Annotated in this window: 18 protein-coding genes; 9 read left to right on the top strand and 9 right to left on the bottom strand. The window is 60.6% G+C overall.

Features of this window, described 5'->3' with window-relative positions; translation table 11 throughout:
• Nucleotides 1–45 precede the first annotated feature (45 nt).
• The gene (locus HW561_RS15835) at nt 46–2,337 is read left to right on the top strand and encodes a xanthine dehydrogenase family protein molybdopterin-binding subunit (RefSeq protein ID WP_176866314.1); all 2,292 of its coding nucleotides are present in this window, start codon (nt 46–48) and stop codon (nt 2,335–2,337) included.
• A complete protein-coding gene (locus HW561_RS15830) occupies nt 2,315–3,391 on the top strand; it encodes a DUF2235 domain-containing protein (RefSeq protein ID WP_176866313.1) in 1,077 nt (358 codons plus the stop codon). Before HW561_RS15835 ends, HW561_RS15830 begins: the two co-directional genes overlap by 23 nt.
• 9 nt (nt 3,392–3,400) lie before the next feature.
• On the opposite strand, the gene HW561_RS15825 is transcribed toward HW561_RS15830, so the two are convergent.
• Nucleotides 3,401–4,045 carry an NUDIX hydrolase gene (locus HW561_RS15825; protein WP_211198666.1) on the bottom strand — a complete coding sequence of 215 codons (645 nt, stop codon included), beginning with the start codon at nt 4,043–4,045 and terminating at the stop codon, nt 3,401–3,403.
• Between the two features lie 6 nt (nt 4,046–4,051).
• Nucleotides 4,052–4,621 carry a GcrA family cell cycle regulator gene (locus HW561_RS15820; protein ID WP_176866312.1) on the bottom strand — a complete coding sequence of 190 codons (570 nt, stop codon included), beginning with the start codon at nt 4,619–4,621 and terminating at the stop codon, nt 4,052–4,054.
• Between the two features lie 127 nt (nt 4,622–4,748).
• On the opposite strand from HW561_RS15820, the gene HW561_RS15815 reads away from it, so the two are divergent.
• A complete protein-coding gene (locus HW561_RS15815) occupies nt 4,749–5,552 on the top strand; it encodes an ABC transporter permease (RefSeq protein WP_176866311.1) in 804 nt (267 codons plus the stop codon).
• Here the strand turns inward: HW561_RS15815 and HW561_RS15810 are convergent.
• Together HW561_RS15810 and HW561_RS15805 are read right to left on the bottom strand one after the other, a co-directional pair.
• On the bottom strand, nt 5,549–6,784 hold the full coding sequence (locus HW561_RS15810) for an MFS transporter (RefSeq protein WP_176866310.1): 1,236 nt from the start codon (nt 6,782–6,784) through the stop codon (nt 5,549–5,551). The genes HW561_RS15815 and HW561_RS15810 overlap by 4 nt on opposite strands.
• Before the next feature lie 113 nt (nt 6,785–6,897).
• Nucleotides 6,898–7,782, bottom strand: coding sequence for a DMT family transporter (locus HW561_RS15805; RefSeq protein WP_176866377.1), 885 nt, complete (start codon nt 7,780–7,782; stop codon nt 6,898–6,900).
• 300 nt (nt 7,783–8,082) lie between these two features.
• Between HW561_RS15805 and HW561_RS15800 the strand changes: the two genes are divergently transcribed.
• Both HW561_RS15800 and argF read left to right on the top strand, forming a co-directional pair.
• Nucleotides 8,083–9,270: an aspartate aminotransferase family protein gene (locus HW561_RS15800; RefSeq protein ID WP_176866309.1), complete on the top strand. Its 1,188-nt coding sequence runs from the start codon at nt 8,083–8,085 to the stop codon at nt 9,268–9,270.
• A 73-nt stretch (nt 9,271–9,343) separates the two neighbouring features.
• Nucleotides 9,344–10,270, top strand: a complete 927-nt coding sequence (gene argF, locus HW561_RS15795) for an ornithine carbamoyltransferase (protein ID WP_176866308.1) — start codon at nt 9,344–9,346, stop codon at nt 10,268–10,270.
• 6 nt (nt 10,271–10,276) lie between these two features.
• On the opposite strand, the gene HW561_RS15790 is transcribed toward argF, so the two are convergent.
• On the bottom strand, nt 10,277–10,888 hold the full coding sequence (locus HW561_RS15790; protein WP_176866307.1) for a ferric reductase-like transmembrane domain-containing protein: 612 nt from the start codon (nt 10,886–10,888) through the stop codon (nt 10,277–10,279).
• Nucleotides 10,889–10,907: 19 nt separating this feature from the next.
• Complete coding sequence (locus tag HW561_RS15785; RefSeq protein WP_176866306.1) at nt 10,908–11,396, bottom strand: peptidase associated/transthyretin-like domain-containing protein; 489 nt, start codon at nt 11,394–11,396, stop codon at nt 10,908–10,910.
• A 291-nt stretch (nt 11,397–11,687) separates the two neighbouring features.
• On the opposite strand from HW561_RS15785, the gene HW561_RS15780 reads away from it, so the two are divergent.
• Nucleotides 11,688–12,629 (top strand): pirin family protein, encoded by a 942-nt coding sequence (locus HW561_RS15780; protein WP_176866305.1) that lies wholly within the window; start codon nt 11,688–11,690, stop codon nt 12,627–12,629.
• A gap of 75 nt (nt 12,630–12,704) precedes the next feature.
• Nucleotides 12,705–13,679 carry a 2-dehydropantoate 2-reductase gene (locus HW561_RS15775; protein WP_176866304.1) on the top strand — a complete coding sequence of 325 codons (975 nt, stop codon included), beginning with the start codon at nt 12,705–12,707 and terminating at the stop codon, nt 13,677–13,679.
• Nucleotides 13,680–13,728: 49 nt separating this feature from the next.
• On the opposite strand, the gene HW561_RS15770 is transcribed toward HW561_RS15775, so the two are convergent.
• From HW561_RS15770 to hrpB, 3 genes are all read right to left on the bottom strand, one after another.
• Nucleotides 13,729–15,207, bottom strand: coding sequence for an inorganic phosphate transporter (locus HW561_RS15770; protein WP_176866303.1), 1,479 nt, complete (start codon nt 15,205–15,207; stop codon nt 13,729–13,731).
• A 91-nt stretch (nt 15,208–15,298) separates the two neighbouring features.
• Complete coding sequence (locus HW561_RS15765) at nt 15,299–15,757, bottom strand: NUDIX hydrolase (RefSeq protein WP_176866302.1); 459 nt, start codon at nt 15,755–15,757, stop codon at nt 15,299–15,301.
• A 192-nt stretch (nt 15,758–15,949) separates the two neighbouring features.
• A complete protein-coding gene (gene hrpB, locus HW561_RS15760; RefSeq protein WP_176866301.1) occupies nt 15,950–18,403 on the bottom strand; it encodes an ATP-dependent helicase HrpB in 2,454 nt (817 codons plus the stop codon).
• 177 nt (nt 18,404–18,580) lie between these two features.
• On the opposite strand from hrpB, the gene meaB reads away from it, so the two are divergent.
• Both meaB and HW561_RS15750 read left to right on the top strand, forming a co-directional pair.
• The gene (gene meaB / locus HW561_RS15755; RefSeq protein ID WP_176866300.1) at nt 18,581–19,558 is read left to right on the top strand and encodes a methylmalonyl Co-A mutase-associated GTPase MeaB; all 978 of its coding nucleotides are present in this window, start codon (nt 18,581–18,583) and stop codon (nt 19,556–19,558) included.
• A 145-nt stretch (nt 19,559–19,703) separates the two neighbouring features.
• Nucleotides 19,704–20,840 (top strand): Hint domain-containing protein, encoded by a 1,137-nt coding sequence (locus tag HW561_RS15750; RefSeq protein ID WP_176866299.1) that lies wholly within the window; start codon nt 19,704–19,706, stop codon nt 20,838–20,840.
• Nucleotides 20,841–20,939: the final 99 nt, after the last annotated feature.

Raw genomic sequence — 20,939 nt, 5'->3', positions numbered from 1 at the left:
CGCACGGGCTACGGTCGCCCACGAGATCGCGCAGGAGGAACCCCCATGGAAAAGTTCGGCAAAAGCCAGCCCGTCAAACGGACCGAGGATCAAAGGTTTCTGACCGGGCAGGGGCGCTACATGGACGATACCGTGCCTGAAAGCGCGTTATTTGCGGCCTTCTTCCGCAGTCCCGTGGCACATGGAGAGATCACATCGCTGGATCTTGATGCCGCGCGTAAGGCCGAAGGGGTGCATCTGGTCATGACGTTGGAGGATCTGGCGGCTTCGGGCATCGACACGGTGATGAACGCGGCCACGGTTCCCAACCGGGACGGGACGCAAGGCGCCGCGCCTGCGCGCCATATGCTGGCCAAAGATCGCGTCCGCTTTGTTGGCGAGCCGGTGGCCGTCGTGATCGCCGAAACGCTGATGCAGGCGCGCGACGCGGTTGAGCTGATCTGGTTGGACACGGACGATCTGCCCGCCAAAATCGACCTCGCCCCGGGCGGCGAGACCCTACATGCCGAGGCCCCCGACAACCGTGCCTTTGACTGGGGGCTGGGCGACGAGGCCGCGACCGAGACCGCCTTTCAGACCGCGGCCCATACCGTATCGCTGAATGTGCGCGATAACCGGGTGATCATCAGCTCGATTGAACCGCGCGGGTGTCAGGCCATATGGTCCGACGGACGGTTGCAATTCGCCTATGGCGGGCAGGGTGTTTGGGCAATGAAGGCGCAACTGGCGCAGAAACTGAAATTGGAGCCCGATACCATCCGCGTCACCACCCCGGATGTCGGTGGCGGGTTTGGGATGAAGGTGATGCCATACCCAGAGTACTTTTCGGTTGCCGTCGCCGCGATGAAACTGGGCCAGCCGGTCCACTGGATGTCGGATCGGTCCGAGGCGATGCTGTCCGACCACCATGGCCGTGACCTGACTTCGCTGGCGGAACTGGCCTTTGACAAGAACCATAAGATCACCGCTTACCGGGTGCATTCCAAATGCAATCTGGGCGCCTACAACAGCCACTTTGGGCAGGCGATCCAGACCGATTTGTTCAGCAAAGTTCTGATGGGTGTCTACGACGTTCAAACCACTTACCTGCGCGTCGAAGGTTTTTATACCAACACCACGCAGGTCGACGCCTATCGTGGCGCAGGCCGCCCCGAGGCGATCTATGTCCTCGAACGTGTCATGGACCGCGCCGCGCGCGAGCTCGGCGTTGATCCGTGGGAATTGCGCCGCAAGAACTTCATTTGCCCCGATAATTTCCCCTACAAGACTGCCACAGACGAAACCTATGACGTTGGCGATTTCGACATGGTTCTTAGCCGTGCGGTGCAACAGACAGCAGGCTTTGCCGCCCGTAAAGCCGAAGATGCGAGGCGTGGTCTGATCCGGGGGCAGGGGCTCTGTTACTATATCGAAAGTATTTTGGGGGACCCTTCCGAAAACGCCAAGGTGGAGTTTTGCGAGGATGGCACGGTGAACCTTTATGTCGGCACCCAGTCGAACGGGCAGGGTCATGAAACGGTCTATGCCCAGTTCTTGTCCGATCAGGCGGGCATTCCGGCAGATCGCATCACCGTGGTGCAGGGCGATACCGACCGGCTGGCACATGGTGGCGGCACCGGCGGGTCTCGGTCCGTGACAGTGCAAAGTACCGCAACTCTGGTGACGATCGACAAAATGATCGCCGCATTCGTGCCCTACCTTGCTGATAAGATGGGGGTCGAGGACAGCGATGTGACATTTGACCATGAAACCTTCCGTGCGCCGGGGTCGAACCTGACACCAACCCTGACCGAGGCTGCGGATATGGCGCGCACCGATGGTCGCACGGATCTTTTGCAGCACGAGGCGCGTGCCAATCTGGATGCGCGCAGCTATCCAAACGGTGCACATGTTGCCGAAGTCGTGATCGATTCCTTCACCGGTGAAACTTGGGTCGACAGCTACACCGTGGTTGATGATTTCGGTAACCTTATCAACCCTGTACTGGCCGAGGGGCAGGTGCATGGCGGTGTGGTTCAAGGCATCGGTCAGGCACTGAATGAACATGTTGTGCATGATGCCGAGGGGCAACTGCTCACGGCTTCGTTCATGGATTACGCCTTGCCCCGCGCGGCTGACATACCCATGATTAAGTTTACCTCGGCACCGGTTCCGTCTACGGCCAACCCGATGGGCATGAAAGGCTGTGGCGAGGCTGGAACCGTGGGCGCGCTGGCCGCTGTTGCAAATGCGGTTCAGGATGCGCTCTGGGATTATGGGGTGCGGCAGGCAGATATGCCTTTCACACCTCACAAAGTATGGGAATTGCTGAACGATGGTTCTGTCGCGGCTGAGTAAAAAGGTACTGGGATGGCTCGGACGGCCTCTGCGGTCCGAGCATTCCGCCGAAACGCGCCACCGCGAACCCATCAGCCATGTCATCATCCTTGATGGCACCATGTCCACGCTAGAGCCGGGGTTGGAGACCCACGCAGGCCAGACTTTTAGGCTGTGCTGCGAAGCGGGTAGCAAGGTCTCGGTGTTCTATGAGGCGGGCGTACAGTGGGAAAATTGGAAATCCTCGCTGGATGTGATGATGGGGCGTGGCATCAACCGCCAGATCCGCCGCGCCTATGGCTATCTCGCGTCACGATACAAACCCGGCGACCGGATCTTTTTCATTGGATATTCAAGGGGCGCTTACGGCGTGCGCAGCCTTGCGGGCGTGATCGACATGATCGGACTGCTCAAAGCCGAACACGCGACCGAACGCAACATCAAGCAGGCTTATCGCCACTACGAATGCAACCCCAGCGGCAAGGCGGCCCGTGATTTCCGCCGCCAGTTCTGCCACGAAGACGTCGCCGTCGAAATGATCGGGGTCTGGGATACGGTCAAGGCGCTGGGCCTGCGCCTGCCGCTGCTGTGGCGCTGGGCTGAAGACCGCCATGCCTTTCACAACCATCAGCTTGGCCCATCGACCCGCCACGGCTATCACGCCATAGCGCTGGACGAAACGCGCGAGGTGTACGAGCCGGTGTTGTGGACTTGTACGCCTGACTTCAAAGGCCATGTCGAACAGGTCTGGTTCCGAGGCACCCATGGCGATATCGGCGGGCAATTGAACGGTTATGATCAAGCCCGCCCCCTCAGCAACATTCCCTTGATCTGGATGCTGGACAAAGCTGAGCTGCACGGCTTGCCCCTGCCTGAAGGCTGGCGCGATCGTTTTCCCACCGACGCGCATGCGACATCGGTTGGAACATGGCGAGGTTGGGGTAAGATTTTCCTGCTGCGCAAGCATCGCAAGGTTGGTCGGGACCAGTCTGAATGCCTGCATGTTTCGGTCTCACCTGATGATCTGCCCGGGTGGGTGCCGTCGCCGGAATTTCCCTCGCATCCGGCACAGTAAGTCGGGGTTTCAGTCGAATAGAACCGTGGCCGGACCAGGGGCGGCCTTATGGAATGCCGCTTCTACGTCCTGTCTGAGATTACGTGTCAGGGATAACTCAGGCAGGGCATCCGAAGCAAAGAACGCAGCCTCGTGGGTTTCGGCGCCAGGTTTCGGGGCACCTGAGTCGATGTCGTCGCAAATGAAGAACAGTTTGTAGAAATCCCGCACGTCCGCTGGGTAAGGATGCCGCGCCTTGTGGCGCAACGCATACAGATACCGGGCCCGGACCCGCAATCCAGCTTCTTCCCACACCTCACGTTCGATGTTCTCCGCCGGAGAGCTACCGATATCCGCAAATCCGCCCGGCATGGCCCACAGTCCGTCGCTGCGCTCGCGCACCAGCAGAATGCGACCGTCGCGGATCACCGCGCCACGAATATCAATGCTGGGGGTGGCGTATCCGCCCGCATGATCCGAAATCAGCCCCTCGATCCGTGACAGCGGCACTTGGCCCAGATCTGCCAACATGGCCCGAGCTATCTGGGCAATCTCGTCATAGCGTTCGCGGTCAAAGGGATCGTGCGTAAAGTGCTGGCCGGTTTCGGCCAGCGCCAGCAGTCGTTTTGCCCGGGCCAGCCAGGTATCCTCCATTGCTGTCGGAACCTGGCGCATCGGTTCTTACCGCCGCCGGTCGCGGCGCGAGCTCATGGGCTGGAATGCGACGCCAACATGCGCCTCGCAATAAGGTTTTCCGGCCTCAACAGGCAGGCCGCAGAACCAGAAATCCTCGGTCGCGGGGTCACCCACGGGCCATTTGCAGGTCTTCTCGGTCAGTTCCATCAGCGTCAGCTTCTTGGCCTTCTTCTCGATCTCGTTGACCTTGGCCAGCGCCTCGGGGCTGATTTCATTGGCCGACGGCTGCGGAGGCAGTGGTTGACCGGCTGGAATGATCTGACGGCGCGCCGGTATGGCCGGTTTCGCCTCTGCCGCAGGGGCAGGGCGTGCCGGTTCGGTCTTGGGTGCCGGTTTGGGCTTGGCCTCGGCCTTGGGTGCGGGGGCCGGTTTTTCCTTGGGCTCGGCTTTGGCCGGGCTTGCGCCGGTTGCGCGGTTTGACAGGCCCAGGCGATGTACCTTGCCGATCACGGCGTTGCGGGTCACACCGCCCAGTTCTTTGGCGATCTGGCTGGCCGATTGGCCCTCTCCCCACATCTTCTTCAGCAGCTCAACACGCTCGTCGGTCCAGGACATGCGCTTCCTTTCAAAAAACGGGAAAGCGGCCCCGGATTCGGGCCGCCTTGGGAATTCGTCTCAGCGCCCTATTCTAATCACTGCAGCCCGAGTTACAAGCTGTCTTCGAATCAGTCAGGGGTAGGTGATGCAGAATCTCACGGATCAGGACGCGCGTCGTTTCGGAACGGTCAACTGGATGGGTCTCTATACGTTGGCACAACGCGAAACCCTGCGCTTTCTGGCGGTCTGGACCCAGACCTTGCTGGCGCCACTGGCCACGGCGGGATTGTTCCTGCTGATCTTCAATATTGCCATCGGGCCCAGCAGGCCGGATGTGATGGGTGTGCCGTTCCTGACCTTTCTGGCGCCGGGTATCATGATGATGACGGTGATCCAGAATGCATTTGCCAATACGTCATCCTCGGTGGTGATCGCCAAGGTGCAGGGGAACATTGTCGATACGCTTATGCCGCCGCTGTCGCCGCTGGAAATCCTGCTGGGGTACGTCGCGGGTGGGATTGCCCGCGGTGTTCTGATCGCCTTGGTTGTCGCGAGCGCGCTGGCATTGGTGCTGGGGCTGGTGCCGCAGAACCCGTTCTTCGCCCTGATCTTCGTTGTTCTCGGTGGGGCCTTCATGGGTACGCTGGGCCTGTTTGCCGGGATTTTTGCCAATAAATTCGACCAGATGGCCGCGATCACCAACTTCATCGTGACACCGCTGGCCTTCCTGTCGGGCACGTTCTACTCGGTCGAGGCGCTGCCGCCGCTGCTGAACCGCATCAGCCACGCCAATCCGGTGTTCTATCTGATCGATGGGTTGCGTTATGGCATGATCGGCGTGTCCGACAGCTCGCCCTATCTGGGCCTGCTGGTCTGTAGCGGTGCAACCTTGCTGGTGGGCGCGCTGACCTGGCAGATGTTGCGCACGGGCTACAGACTGAAGGCCTAGGCCGCTTGGGCCAGGACTCCGGGTTGCAACGGCACTTTTGGCCGCCCCAGCCGGGGATGCATCTGCGCAGCCACGGCCCAAGCCCCAAACAGGGCCAACCCACCTGCCGCAAACACGCCCGCAATCGGCGTCACCAACAACACCAGCGAGGCAACACCCGGTGTCAGAATGCCTGATACATCACGATAACTGGAATAAATTGCCGACATCTCGGTCCGCTCAGACGGTTTGACCGCCATCAGGAACGGCAATCCCGCGCAGATATCCAGCACGATCAGCCAGACCGACCCCAACACCAGTGCCACGACCGAGGCAACGGGCCACCCAGCCAAGGCCGCCGCGATGATAAAACAGATGCCACATGCGGCAAACCCGGCGCGCACCGCCGTCCGTAACGACCGCCCCTGTACCCAACGCAGGATCAGCGGCGCCCCGAACAGCATCGCGTTGGTGGTGGACAGCAGGATGCCGCCCAATTGTTCGCCCAATCCGTTCTGGATGGCAAAGATCGGCAGGTAGACAACGTAAATCCACCATCCGCAGGACCGGATCATCGCAAACAGGTAACCCGCCACCAATCTGGATTGCGAAAAGAAGCGCGGCAAAAACGCCAGTGGATTCCGTGCCGTTCCGCGCGCCTTGGTGATCAGCTTGCCGTCGCCCAGCCGCATGCTCCAGAACAGGATCAGCATGGCGACGGCGGCAACCGCGCTGATGACAAACGGCGCAGGCGCCCAAACCTCCATCAACAGCACCCCGGCCATCGGGCCACCGGCCCAGCCCAACGCGCTGTAGAACATGCGGCTGGTTTCGCACCGGCCCAGCTCGATCTTGTTGATGTAATCCAACACGTAGGCGTTGAAACAGACAAAGGTCACAACCGTTGCCACCGTATTCAGCGCCAGCGCTGCAACAACGGCCGACGGGCTGCCTTCGATGGCCAGAACGGCCCCCAGGACGAACAGTACGCAGCCAATGGTGTAAGCCCATCGTCGGGGAACATAACGGATGATGAATGGCACCATCAACCCGGCAATCAGCGACACGATCCCGACCAGAAAATACACAAATGACACCGAGGACGCATCGCCCAAGGCGCGATACATCACCAGCGGAAAGACCGAAATCAGGATGCCGCGAACGATGGCCTCGAACCCGGCAAGAATACCGAAATCGCGGACGGACGGGGCAGGGGCATGGCGGACCCATTCGGGAATACGACGTTCATGCATGGCGCAAACTCTCTAATCAACCGCGATCAGGTTGCACTCCGCACGGATGAATTCATGAGGATTTGCGACATGGTGGTCGCGCCCGGACATTGTGTTGATAACTTTTTGGCGACTTATGCGCGCCTGGACCGCGCCTCACGCCAGACCAGGATCAAGGCTCCGGTCAGGATAATGCTGGACCCGGTGACGCTGACCGCGTCGGGAATCACGCCAAAAATTGCAAAGTCATAGAAGGCAGCGAAAATCAGCGTCGCATAGCTGATCGGTGCGACAAAGGACGCATCCGCCCGCGCCATGCCATTAACGAAACAGGCCTGAGCGCAGGCCATCAATACGCCGATTCCGGCCAGCGCTGCCCACTGCGCCTGCGTCGGTGGTTCCCAAACCGCGATCACGGCGACAGAGGCAATGACCAGACCCATCGAATTGTTCACCAGTAAGATCTGGATCGGAATTTCGCGCCCAGACAGTTTTTTGATGAATATAAGCTCCATCCCGATAATCGCCGCCGCTGTTAATGCCAGCAGGGCAGCAGGCTGGAAGCTGGCCGGAGTGGGCCGCAACAGAATGAGCGCCCCGGCCAATGCCACTGCGGCCGCCAGCCATCGCCAGGGGCCGACACCCTCTTTCAACAGCGGAATGGCAAGAACCATCGCAAAGACGGGGTTCAGAAAGGAAATCGCGGTCGCATCGGTAATCGGGATATAGGCGACCGAGGCAAACATGAGTGTAATACCCAGCCATCCGAAGCTTGTTCGACCCACATGCAGTCCCCAATGCGGGCGCGCCAGATGCGGTCGTAAAACCCCGACCGCACTGATGATGGCAATGAACGCAAACAGAAAGCGCCCATGGCTGATCTGCATCGGATGCAGCGCCGGGCCCAGCGTCTCGGTCCCCAGCGCCTTGGCCAACAACGTTGTGGCGGCGATCAATGCGCTTGCGGCAAAGATCAGCAGGGCCGCAAGCGGTGGGTTATGAGATTTGGCGACGAACATGGTCCAGCGGTGCGCCAGCACAGGGCAAATGGCAAGCGGGAATTGCACGGATACAGTCTCAGGGTGAAATTTGACGCCTGTGCAATTTCGGGGTTTTCAGACCGGCGTGGCCCCGCTATACGGCCAAACATGATCAAAACCGCACATATCCTGCGCCTCCGACGCCGACGCCTGACTGCGTAACCGGCCCGTTGATCTATTTGCGCTGTCCAAATTGGCGCAAACCCCACCAAATCAGTTGACGAACCCGGCCTCTGTGTATCACTCACGGGGCTCAACCTACCCGAAAAGGATGATCCGATGATCCCGTCCGTTCTGCCGACCTATAACCGCGCGCCCCTGACTTTCGTAAAGGGCGAAGGCACCTGGCTGACCGAGGCGGACGGCCGACGTTTTCTGGACCTCGGGGCAGGGATCGCAGTGAACGCGCTGGGCCATGCGCATCCCGCACTGGTGGCGGCATTGACAGAACAGGCCCACGCTCTGTGGCATGTCTCGAACCTCTACAACATCCCACAACAGCAGGCACTGGCGGACAAGCTGGTGGAACATACCTTTGCTGACACGGTATTTTTCACCAACTCAGGCACAGAATCCTGCGAACTGGCCGTGAAGATGGCCCGCAAGTATTTCTTTGACAAAGACCAACCCGAACGGGTCGAGATCATCACCTTCGACGGCTCTTTCCATGGCCGGTCCTCGGCAGGTATCGCCGCTGCCGGGTCCGAGAAGATGACCAAAGGGTTTGGCCCGCTGCTGCCCGGCTTCGTCCACCTGACGTTCGGCGATCTCGACGGCGTCACCAATGCCATCACCGAAAACACCGCGGCAATCTTGATCGAACCGATCCAGGGAGAAGGCGGTATCCGTCCCGTGCCCGACGCCGAACTCAAGGCCTTGCGCCAGATCTGTGACGACAACGGTCTGCTGCTGATCCTGGACGAGGTCCAATGCGGCGTCGGTCGCACCGGTAGGCTTTTCGCTCATGAATGGGCAGGTATCACGCCCGATATCATGATGGTGGCCAAAGGCATCGGCGGAGGCTTCCCATTGGGGGCCGTACTGGCGACCGAAGACGCAGCATCTGGCATGACCGCAGGCACGCATGGTTCCACCTATGGCGGCAACCCGCTGGGCTGCGCAGTGGGCTGCGCCGTGTTGGATCAGGTCGCCACGCCCGCCTTCCTCGAAGGCGTCAATCGCAAGGCAGGCCTGCTGCGTCAAAAACTCGAAGGCCTGATCGCCGATCACCCCGAGGTGTTCGAAGACGTGCGCGGCGCAGGCCTGATGCTGGGCCTCAAGTGCAAGGCACCTAATCTCGACGTGGTGAACGCGGGCTATGACAATCTGGTCATCACAGTCCCCGCCGCCGATAACGTCATCCGCCTGTTGCCGCCGCTGACCCTGACCGAAGACGACATCGCGCAGGCCATGATCCGCCTCGACAAGACCGCCGCGCAGGTCGAGGCCACCCTCGCGACTGCCTGATTTCATCTTTTCCCAAATACTCCGGGGGTGTGGGGGCTGGCCCCCGCCCACCACCAGCTAAAAGCGAACCGATATGAACCATTTTCTCGACATCCACAAAACCGATGCCGCCGACCTGCGGGGCATGATCGACAACGCAGACGCGATGAAACAGGCCCGCCTGGGTCGTCCCAAAGCCGCGCCCGATGACGAACAACCACTGGCAGGCCGCATGGTCGCGCTGATCTTCGAAAAACCTTCGACCCGGACCCGCGTGTCCTTTGACGTCGGTGTGCGCCAGATGGGTGGTCAGACGATGGTTCTGTCGGGTAAGGACATGCAACTGGGCCATGGCGAAACCATCGCCGACACCGCCCGCGTCCTGTCGCGCTATGTCGACATGATCATGATCCGGACGTTCGATGAAACCATCCTGACCGAGATGTCAGAATATTCGGATGTACCCGTGATTAACGGCCTGACCGACCGCACTCATCCCTGCCAGATCATGGCTGACGTGCTGACGTTTGAAGAACACCGTGGCCCCATCGCAGGCAAAAAGGTGGTCTGGGCCGGCGACGGCAACAACGTTTGCGCCTCGTTCTTGCACGCAGCAGGTCAGTTTGGCTTTGATCTGACTTTCACCGGGCCTGCCCAACTTGACCCCGAAGAAGAATTCATGGGTCTCGCCCGTCAAAAGGGTTCCAGAATTGTTGTTGAACGCGACGCGTACAAGGCCGTCGAGGGCGCCGACCTTGTGGTCGCCGACACCTGGGTTTCGATGCACGATTCCCAATCAGCCAAGGAACGTCGCCACAACCTGCTGCGCCCTTATCAGGTCAATGCCGATCTGATGAGCCACGCCAAACCCGACGCGCTGTTCATGCACTGCCTGCCTGCGCACCGTGAAGAGGAAGCAACGTCCGAAGTCATGGATGGACCCAATTCAGTCATCTTCGATGAGGCTGAAAACCGCCTGCACGCGCAAAAGGCCGTCATGCGCTGGTGTCTGGGGGTCTGAACCCGATCACGAGCCGCGACCCGGCTGGATCGCCCAGACACGCATATCGGCGAGCGTCTTTGCGCTCGCCAGCAGCACCAGAATACACAGCGCCGTCTTCGACATGATCTCCATCGTGCCTTCGATGAGCATGACGTGAACCACGCTGCCGACAACGGTCACCAGGGCCAGTGTCGCGTGGCCAAGGCGCCAGGGTCTGAACCGCACGCGCAACCGCCGTCGCAAAAGCGCCAGCAGGGCGGCGGCAAACATTGCCCACATCGCGATGACGCCCCATGCTGAAAACGGGGTCGGCGATACGAACAGCAATGCGTCGACGACATCCGGGGGGCTGGTGATCCACAGGCCAAGCACATGGATCACAACCGCAGCCACCAACGCCGCCCCAACGCAGCGATGCAAATAGCGGCTGCGCGCGGTGGACAGGCCCGGCAGGTAACCGCCCGCCAGCAAGGGCTGCACCAACAACAGACCCATTCCGACAATTCCCGCAAACCCGGCCAGGATGTAAATCGGATCCCGCCAAGCCAAGTAAGGACTGGCTGCCGCTGCAAGGACGGGCACAGCGACAGCGCAGGTCAAAGCGACCCATATCAGGATCATACGGGTCAGACTCATCGCCAGAATCCCAAAGCGATCAGGCGGGTTGCAGCACGAAATGCGCGCTGAGCGTCTTGTCTTTCGCGTTGGCCATGATCGGACGTAGAAACACGGTTTCAAACTCGCCGCTGTCATAGGCCAGATGCCCGTGTGGCTGACCAAAGGCGGGCACAATCTGCGGCATCTCCAATCGAAACTCTCCGTTGGCGTCGGTCAATGTTGCGCCGTGGCTCTGTGGGTCCCGCTCGTGCCCTTCGGTCGTGTGGGCCCAGATCTGGATGCGTTGCCCGGCCAGAGGCGCGCCATCCCCGGCGTGCCGCACTGTCCCTGTCATCCAGAATCCGCCCCCGCCGATGCGATCCACAATGGGTGCGTTTGGACGATAGTTGTTGGACCCGCCGCGCATCGAAAGCGTCGCCTCAACACCTTTGGCCCGGGCCGGCGTAATCAAGCCAGAGATACCGGTCGCGACCGTGCCAGCACCCGTGACGATAAGGGACCGGCGGGTCATCTGAAGGCGCGTCATCCAATGCTCTCCTGTCAATCGTGCCAGACGTGTTACCGATCTTGAAGGACCGGCATAATCGAAGTCTAAGAATAGCACGTTCATCGTGGAATCCGAGATCGGGCAGGCAAAAGAAACGTGGCCACCCTTCACGGCTTCGTGAGTTTGGATGCCGTCCTTCGACATATGCTCGCCCTGTATTGCACGACCACTGTGCACAGATGCGCTTTTCGCAGGTTATTTTGATACTATTCTTCGCACAGGTGAACATGGCGTCACCTTTTGGCAAAGGTCTATCATTGGAGCCGGGGAATGAGCTGGAACCCAAATCAAAACACGGCCCTCGACACGCTGATCATCCCGCGCGCCCGCGATCTGGGCGGGTTCGAGGTGCGGCGCGCACTGCCCTCGGTCAACCGCCAGCTAGTTGGTCCGTTTATCTTTTTCGACCAGGTCGGCCCTGCCGAGTTCATCACCCAAGGCGGTATCGATGTCCGTCCGCACCCCCATATCGGGCTGGGCACCGTCACCTACCTGTATCAGGGTGAATTCGAACACCGCGACAGCCTCGGTACCCACCAGATGATCCATCCGGGTGAGGTGAACTGGATGGTCGCCGGTCGCGGTGTCACCCATTCCGAACGCACCAGCGCCGAAACCCGCAGCAAGAAACACAGCCTGTTTGGCATCCAGACCTGGATCGCCCTGCCTGAAACGCACGAAGATATGGCTCCGGATTTTGAACACCATAAACAGGTCGCGCTGCCCCATATTCAGGACGCGGGTGTCAGCGCACGTCTGATTCTGGGCTCGGCTTATGGTGAAACCAGTCCCGTAACGATGCTGTCGGAAACCTTTTATCTGGATATGCAGCTAGAACCCGGCGCGGCCTTCCCGCTGCCTGACGATCACGAAGACCGGGGCGTCTATGTCACCGAAGGCTCGGTCAAGATTGCGGGCGATACATTCGATTCCGGCCGGATGATGGTGTTCCGCCCCGGCGACCGGCTGTCGGTCAAGGCTGGACCCATGGGTGCGCGCCTGATGCTTCTGGGTGGCGCGACCCTGAACGAGGATCGTTACATCTGGTGGAATTTCGTTTCATCTTCAAAAGAAAAGATTCAGGCCGCGACGCGCGAATGGAAATCCGCCGACTGGGCCAACGGAGCCTTCCACCTGCCACCCGGAGATGATCAGGAGTTCACTCCGATATCGCCAGATCTGGAACGGACGCGCCCGAGACTTGCGCGCTAAACGCGACGTCACCGGGCAGACCGCTTGCCCAACAGGCATTTCCCGGCAATCCTTCCTGAAATACGGGAGGGCATAATGAAACTCGTCATCGCAGGCGCGGGCAGCATCGGCTGCTTTTGCGGGGGATTGCTGGCCGATGCCGGGCATGACGTGACGCTGCTGGGCCGTGCCCGCGTGCTGGATCCGATCCGGGCGCAGGGGCTGACGATGACCGATTTCTCGGGCCTTCGCTGCACAATCCCGGCCAGTAATCTGACCCTCACCGAAGATCCCGCCAGCCTTGCATCCGCCGACCTGATCATCGTGACGGTCAAATCGGGCGCGACGATGGGTATGGCGGATTTGATTGCAACACATGCCCCCCAGCCCGCACCGATCCTTTCCTGGCAAAACGGTATCGAGAACGCCCGAGCCTTGCGCGTTGCACTGCCCGACCGTGATGTCCGTGCCGGTATGGTACCATTCAACGTGGTGCCGACGGATCCCGCCACATACCATCGTGCCACATCCGGTGATATCGTCATCCAAGGCGGCTCCGGAACGCTGGCCGAGCACCTCAGCAGCCCGAACCTGCCGGTTGTTTCAAGCGATCAGATCGAAGCGGTGCAATGGGGCAAGCTGGTCATCAACCTCAATAATGCGCTGAATGCGCTTTCGGGTCAGACGTTGGTTGACCAGCTTATGGACCGCAACTGGCGCACCCTGATGGCGGATCAGATGGCTGAGGCGCTAACCGTCCTCAAGGCAGCGGGACACCCCGTCGGCTCGACGATGCCGCTGCCTGCGTGGATGACACCTCATATCCTGCGACTGCCGACGCCGCTGTTCACGCGTATTGCCGCGCGTATGCTGACCATCGACCCCAGCGCGCGCACCTCAATGGCGTATGATTTGATGGCGGGCCGTCCAACGGAAATTGACAGCCTTCAGGGCGAGATCATCTCTCTTGGTAAGCAAACCGGCATACCAACCCCGATCTGTACCCGTGTATCTGAGTTGATCAAGCAATCCCCAGACACATCGCTGTCCCCGGCCCAGATCAAACCCTGATTAGGTTGCGTTCACTTCAAATGTGGCAGTGGATGAAACTGGCGCCGGATCAGGCGAAGGCCGTCAGCACCCAGAAGATCGTGGCCGACATGAGCGCAGCCGCCGGGACGGTGATCACCCATGCCGCGACGATTGTCATGAAATGCGACCGCCGTACCAGCTTGCGCCGCTGACGTTCCTCGCGTGCCAAACGTAGGTCCGCCGGGCGTTGCAGGTTCGAATGCTTCCAGCGCCGGTCCGTATGCCATTCCCGATAGAACCCCACTCCAAACACCGCGCCCACCGCAATATGCGTCGAGCTGACAGGCAGGCCCAGCCAGCTTGCCACGATCACGGTGATGGCCGCAGACAACGCCACGCAAAAGGCGCGCATCGGGTTCAGCTTGGTGATCTGACTGCCGACCATGCGGATCAGCTTGGGTCCGAACAGGAACAAACCGAAAGAAATACCAAACGCCCCGATGACCATGACCCAGGTCGGAATGGACACTTTTGAGGAAAAATCACCAAACTCGGTGGCGTGCACGATCGCGGCCAGCGGCCCGACTGCATTGGCCACATCATTGGCGCCGTGGGCAAAGCTCAGGAATGTGGCCGAGACGACCAGCGGCAGTCCGAACAGTGTTTTCAGCGACCGTGTGCGGTTCTCCAGCCCTTCGGATTTGCGCCGTACCCAAGGCACCGTTGCGGCCCAGACCAGACCCCCCGAGGCCAAACCGATCAGCAATGCCATCTGCAGGTCGATCTTGACGATCCGCTTCAGGCCTTTGACCGCCAGATAGGTGGCAAAGGCACCAGCCATCACCGCAACCAGAATGGGAACCCAGCGTCGTGCGGCGGCGATCTTGTCGTCCTGATACTGGATCTTATGTTTGATCAGCGCCAGAAACCCGGCTGCGACGACACCGCCCAGCACGGGCGAGATCACCCAACTGGCGGCAATCGCACCCATTGTGCCCCAGCTTACGGCACTCAGGCCTGCAGCTGCGATGCCAGCGCCCATCACGCCGCCCACGACGGAATGTGTGGTCGAGACCGGCGCGCCAACCCATGTCGCCAGATTGACCCACATCGCGGACGAGATCAGTGCCGCCATCATCGCCCAGATGAACACATCGCTGTTCTGGACCGAATTCGGATCGATGATCCCTTTGGAAATGGTCGAAACCACATCGCCACCGGCCAGCAAAGCGCCCGCGCTTTCGGCGATTGCGGCAATCAGGATCGCGCCTCCCATGGTCAGGGCATTTGCCCCCACCGCCGGGCCCATGTTGTTGGCGACGTCATTGGCGCCAATATTGACCGCCATATAGGCCCCAAACGCCGCTGCGGCCGCAACGATCAGCCCTCCATCGGCCTGACCAAACAAGACGGCTGCGGTCAGCCCCGCCAGCGCGATAAAGGCCAGCGCAATGCCAGGCGCCAGCAATGGGCGGACGACATGGGCATTGGCATACTCAACGCGCGAGATGCGGTGAAGGTCGGTATCCAGCGCGTGCCAACGGGATTTGGGCGGTAAGTCTGACATCAGTTCACTAGGGCTGTACGGTTTGAGGCCCGCCGCTACCTGTTTCCACGCTCTGCGGCAACCTTGATGTCATCAAAATTTGGTAATTTTGCTATAATTGCAGCAATAGATCCCGCAATTCGGGTTCCTGCACCCGTTCTGCGGCGACTTGGGGCGAGACCCAGCACCGCTTGCGCTGATCGGCTTCGGGATAGTCATCCGCCAGATCGGTTACCTGAATGTGGTATACGCTGGTCACGACCTGCTGCGCCGAACCGTCGTCCAGCGTCTTGTCGAATGAATATTGACCAACCGGTTCTTTCTGCACGCCCGACGCCTGCACGCCAGCCTCTTCCCAGGCTTCCTGAACAGCGGTTTCCGGTCCGTTGAGCCCATCGATGGGCCAGCCTTTGGGGATAATCCAGCGTCCTGTGCCACGGCTTGTGATCAGCAAGACGTCTTTGCCGTCGCCCGCAATTCGGGTGCACAGCGCCGCAACCTGCACCCGCTTTGGACGCCGGAACATTGGTAGCGCGACTTCTTCCCAGATATTACTTAGCCATTTAGTCATGTTTCGCCTGCCCGGACGTTTTTATTATTTCTCAATAAAGTAACATAATCATGTATGGCAGGTTTAACAATATACCTGCTGGAAAATGAGTAATTGTGACCGATTCTTAATAATTATGAGCGATCTTGTGGTCTTTTGTCTGATTGAAAGGTGATCTTCATGGAAAATTGCCGGTCATAAAACGGCTCAGGTTCAGCTTTTCCGCCGTTTCGCCCGCAGGGTCGGGTCGGCTTGTGTCGGGTCTTCGGGCCACGGGTGCTTGGGGTATTGCGCCCGCATGTCCTTACGCACATCGGCATAAGATCCAGTCCAGAACCCGGGCAAATCACGGGTAATTTGAATCGGTCGCCGAGCCGGGGACAACAGCGTGACTTTCAACGGCGTGCCGCCGACAACCGGATGTCGGGTCACTCCGAACATCTCCTGCAGACGCACGGCGATTTCAGGAACCGCACCACCATAGTCAATCGGCACCTTGCGTCCCAGAGGCGTGACAAACGACCCCGGCGCGCGCCGGTCCAACTCTTGCGTCTGGCTCCAGTCCAATCGCGCCCGCAGCGCTGGCAGCAAATCGAACCGTTTCCATTCTTCGGCATTGCGCACACCCGACAGCATCGGCAGCAACCAACCCTCCTGATCTGCAACCAACCCCTGTTCCGAGAAATCCGGCAGGTCCAGCCCGTCGGCGCGCAACAATTCCACCCGTGCGGCCAACCGCGCCGCCGCACCAGTCAACCGCAGACCCAGTTCCCGCACCCCGTCCAGCATGGCCCGGGCCACCGCGTCCTCGGACACGTCTTTCCAGATGCGATCGCCCAGAGTGATCGCGCCAAGTCGCTCTTGCCGCCGGGCGACAACGCGCCTGTCCCGTTTTGACCATTCACAGCTGTCGACCCAGATGATCTGATCCGCAAACTGGTCGCGAATCTCCCGTTCCGAGATCTGGGTGGCCATGCGCACCCGTGCTTCACGCGGATTTCCGTCCGTATCCAAAACAACCAGATACGGCGCAGCGGCCAATGTGTCTCCACTGTCGAGGATAACCCCTTTGCCGCCTGACAAGACATAGCGCGGCTCATCGCCCTTGCGGCGTTGGCCAATCCGGTCGGGATAGGCCAGCGCTGCCATGACTGCTGGGCTCAGACCCTCCGACGTGGCGGCGGTCTGTGCCCGCAGCCGTTTGGTCTCAGTCTTGATACGATCCAATACGCCCGCGTTCACCTGCCACGGCTTGTTGCGCTGAAACGCCCGCGCATCCCGCAATGCCTCCAACCGCAACGTCAGATCCACGGGCGCTCCCCGCAACGGGTCCCGCTCGGCCAGCAGCGCGGCCAGCGGGGCGGCTTGTGCGCCTGCCGTCACCAGCATATGCCCGAGCCGCGGGTGAACTGGCAGTGCCGCCAGGGCTCGTCCATGCCCGGTAATCCGTCCGTTGCCATCCAGCGCCCCCAGCATTGCCAGCAAGGCCCGCGCCTCGGTCAGTGCGCCCTCAGGGGGCGGGGTCAGAAAGGCCAGATCACCGGGCTTGGTGCCCCACAATGCCAATTCCAACGCCAGTCCGGTCAGATCCGCCGCCTCGATCTCGGCGGGCGGATAGGCGGCCAGCGCGCCTTCTTCACCCTTGGACCACAATCGGTAGCAAACCCCTTCGGCCACGCGCCCGGCGCGGCCCATGCGTTGTGTGGCCTCGGCCCGCGTCACTCGCTCGGTCACCAGTCGCGACATGCCCGATCCCGGATCAAACCGCGCCCGCCGCGCCTGTCCCATGTCCACAACCACCCGAATATCCGGGATGGTCAGCGAGGTTTCTGCGATCGACGTCGCAAGAACCACCTTGCGCCCTTTTTCGACCGGTGCAATCGCCGCGCGTTGGGCTGCAAAGGGCAGGGCGCCAAACAGCGGGCGAACCACACAGTCCCCCGGCAACCGTCCGGTCAATGCCCCCTCGGCCCGTCGGATTTCACCCTCACCGGGCAAAAACACCAACATTCCGCCGCCACTCGCACGCGTGTCGCGCTCGGCCTGTACCACCAGATCAATCAAAGCATCCAGCCGCCGTGCCTGCCCGCCCAATGGTCGATCCAGCCAGCGCGTTTCCACCGGATAGCTGCGCCCCTCGGATGTCACCAGCGGCGCGTCCATCAACTGTCCCACGGGTTCCGCATCCAGCGTCGCCGACATCGCCAACAGGATCAAATCGTCTCGTAGCGCGCCCGTCACCTCCAGACACAAGGCCAGACCCAGATCAGCGTTTAACGAGCGTTCGTGGAATTCGTCGAAAATCACGGCGCCGACGCCGGGCAGATCGGGGTCGGATTGCAGCATCCGGGTCAGAATGCCCTCGGTCACCACTTCGATCCGTGTCGCCTTGGATACCTTGGCGTCACCGCGCACGCGGTAACCTACGGTCTGGCCTGCGCGTTCGCCCAGTGTTTCGGCCATACGTTCTGCCGCCGCACGGGCCGCCAACCGGCGCGGCTCCAGCATCAGGATTTTTCCCGGGCACATTCCCGCCCGCAACATTTCCAACGGAACGCGCGTGGTCTTACCCGCACCGGGCGGCGCTTGCAGTACGGCGCGGCCGTGGCTTTGCAGGGCCTGCAACAGGTCGGGAATGGCGTCGTCGATGGGCAGGCGTGTGGTCATTCGGCCCTTATCCGCCATCGCGCGGGTGCCGTCCAGTTCCCGCCATTGCGCGGAACGCTTTCTTCCACCACACAAATTCCGGCAAAATCCGCACCGTTTGCATTTCCTGTCCGCTACGGGCTGGACAAAAGGCCCCGGAAAACGGCAACTATCCGTGCCGCAAGGATCGGGATGAGAATGCAGACAGACAGCCTTGGTGACAGGATTTTGAACGGTGAACGCAGGGCGCTGGCCCGCGCGATCACTCTGGTCGAAAGCAACCGCGCCGATCATCGGGCGCAGGCTGCGGAACTGCTGGGGCAATTGGCTGGCGCTGGCCGGCAATCGCTGCGGATTGGCATGTCCGGAACGCCGGGTGTGGGAAAATCCACCTTCATCGAAAGCTTCGGCATGATGCTGACAGCGCAGGGGCTACGCGTGGCGGTTCTGGCCGTCGATCCCAGCTCGGCCCGGTCCGGAGGCTCGATTCTGGGCGACAAGACCCGGATGGAACGTCTGAGCCGTGACAAGAACGCCTTTATCAGGCCGTCCCCAAGTCAAAGCCACCTTGGCGGCGTTGCCCGCCGCACGCGCGAGGCCATCGCCCTGTGCGAAGCGGCCGCATATGATGTGGTGCTGATCGAAACCGTGGGGGTGGGGCAATCCGAAACGGTGGTCTCGGAACTGTCCGATCTGTTCCTGTTGCTGCTGGCTCCGGCGGGCGGTGACGAGTTGCAGGGCGTCAAGCGCGGCATCATGGAGATGGCTGATATCATCTTGGTCAACAAGGCGGATGGAGACCTCAAGGCCACCGCAACCCGCACCTGTGCCGACTATGCCGGAGCCCTGCGCCTGCTGCGCAAACGTCCGCAAGACCCCGAAGGCTATCCCAGGGCGATGACGGTTTCGGCGGTTGAAGAACATGGCCTGGAGCAAGCCTGGGAAGAGATGCAGACACTCACGCAATGGCGACGCGACTCGGGGCATTGGGACACCAACCGGGCGACACAGGCCCGCTATTGGTTCGAGCAAGAGGTCCGCCACGCCTTGCTGGCCCGGCTCGAAACCCCAACGGCACGCGCCGAGATGGAACAAATGAGCGCCAAGGTCGGCGCCGGAGATCTCAGCCCCTCGGCCGCGGCAGAACATATGCTGGCGTCTCTGGGTGTCGACTGAAGCCGGTGCCTGAGAGGGCGCTGAAGGGTATTCTGTAGGAGACAGAGTTTATCACCCTTGGGTTGTGCGTCGGGCTGACGCAGAGACAAACCTATGATATGGTCGAACGTCAGGCACAGGGCCTGAGGTCCGGGAACCGTCACGTATGCCCAACATCGTCGGGACAAACGGCAACGACAATATCGATGTCAGCAATGACACCGGCACCCTGAATGGCGCGCCGCAGGGAACGCCAATCGACAATGTTCGGGGGCGGCAGGGCGATGACACCATCGACGTCACAAACAGTACCATTACCGGTAATGTCGTCGGTAATGCAGGTGCCGACACGATCACTGTCACCAACAGTACGATCGGCGGCAGGCTTGCTGGCGGATCGAGTGCCGACACTATTAATGTCAGCGGTTCATCCGTTCGCACCATCAGTATGGGCAGTGGCAATGACACGCTGAATTTCAGCAGCACGAGTGTCACCGAAGATATTCGCGGCGGCAACGGCGTAGACACGCTGAACCTGCCTGTTGGAACCGTCATTACCGATGCCACCTTTGGCACCATCACGGTCGAGGACGGTGTTGGCTATTCCCTGTCCAGCGGAACGTTTACGCTGCCATCTGGTTTGACGGTCACGTATACGACCTTCGAAAACGGTTCGGGGGTTCCGTGTTTTACCCGCGACACACGCATCTTGTCGCAGAACGGATTGTCCCGTATCCAAACTTTGCGCGTTGGCGATTTGATACCGACCCTGGGGCAAGGGCCGCAGCCGATACGCTGGATTGGTCGCCGCCACTTTGACAAATCCGCGCTGCTGGCCAATCCCCGGTTGTTACCGGTGCGCATCCTTGCGGGTGCATTGGGCGAGGGGCTGCCACATCGCGACCTGCTGGTATCTCGCCAACACCGCATGCTGGTGCAATCCAGAATCGCAGAACGCATGTTTGGCGCAGCCGAGGTTCTGATCCCGGCGATCAAACTGATCGCACTGCCCGGGGTGTTCATCGACGAGCAGGTCGAAAGCGTCGAGTATTTCCACCTGCTGTTCGACCGGCACGAGATCATCTTTGCCGAGGATGCCCCGACCGAAAGTCTGTTTACCGGCCCCGAAGCGCTCAAATCGCTGGGTGCCGAGGCGCAGCAGGAGATTTTCGACATATTCCCCGAACTGGTGAACAGGCCTCATGCAGCCGATCTGGCGCGTCATGTCCCCAAAGGGCGGCAACAGGTGCAGCTGATCGCGCGCCACGTCAAGAACAACAAACCGGTGTTGCAGGCGGTCTAGTCTTATGGCTTGATTGCGGGCAGTGCGGTCTATTTGAGAGTGATGGAAAGAATTCACGCGGCCCGTCTTGACCCTCCTAATGATTCCCACTACACGCAT

This window comes from Ruegeria haliotis (assembly GCF_013377785.1).
Lineage (GTDB): Bacteria > Pseudomonadota > Alphaproteobacteria > Rhodobacterales > Rhodobacteraceae > Ruegeria > Ruegeria haliotis.
The sequence above is the reverse complement of the archived record's forward strand: the minus strand, read 5'-3'. Positions and strand labels throughout refer to the sequence as shown.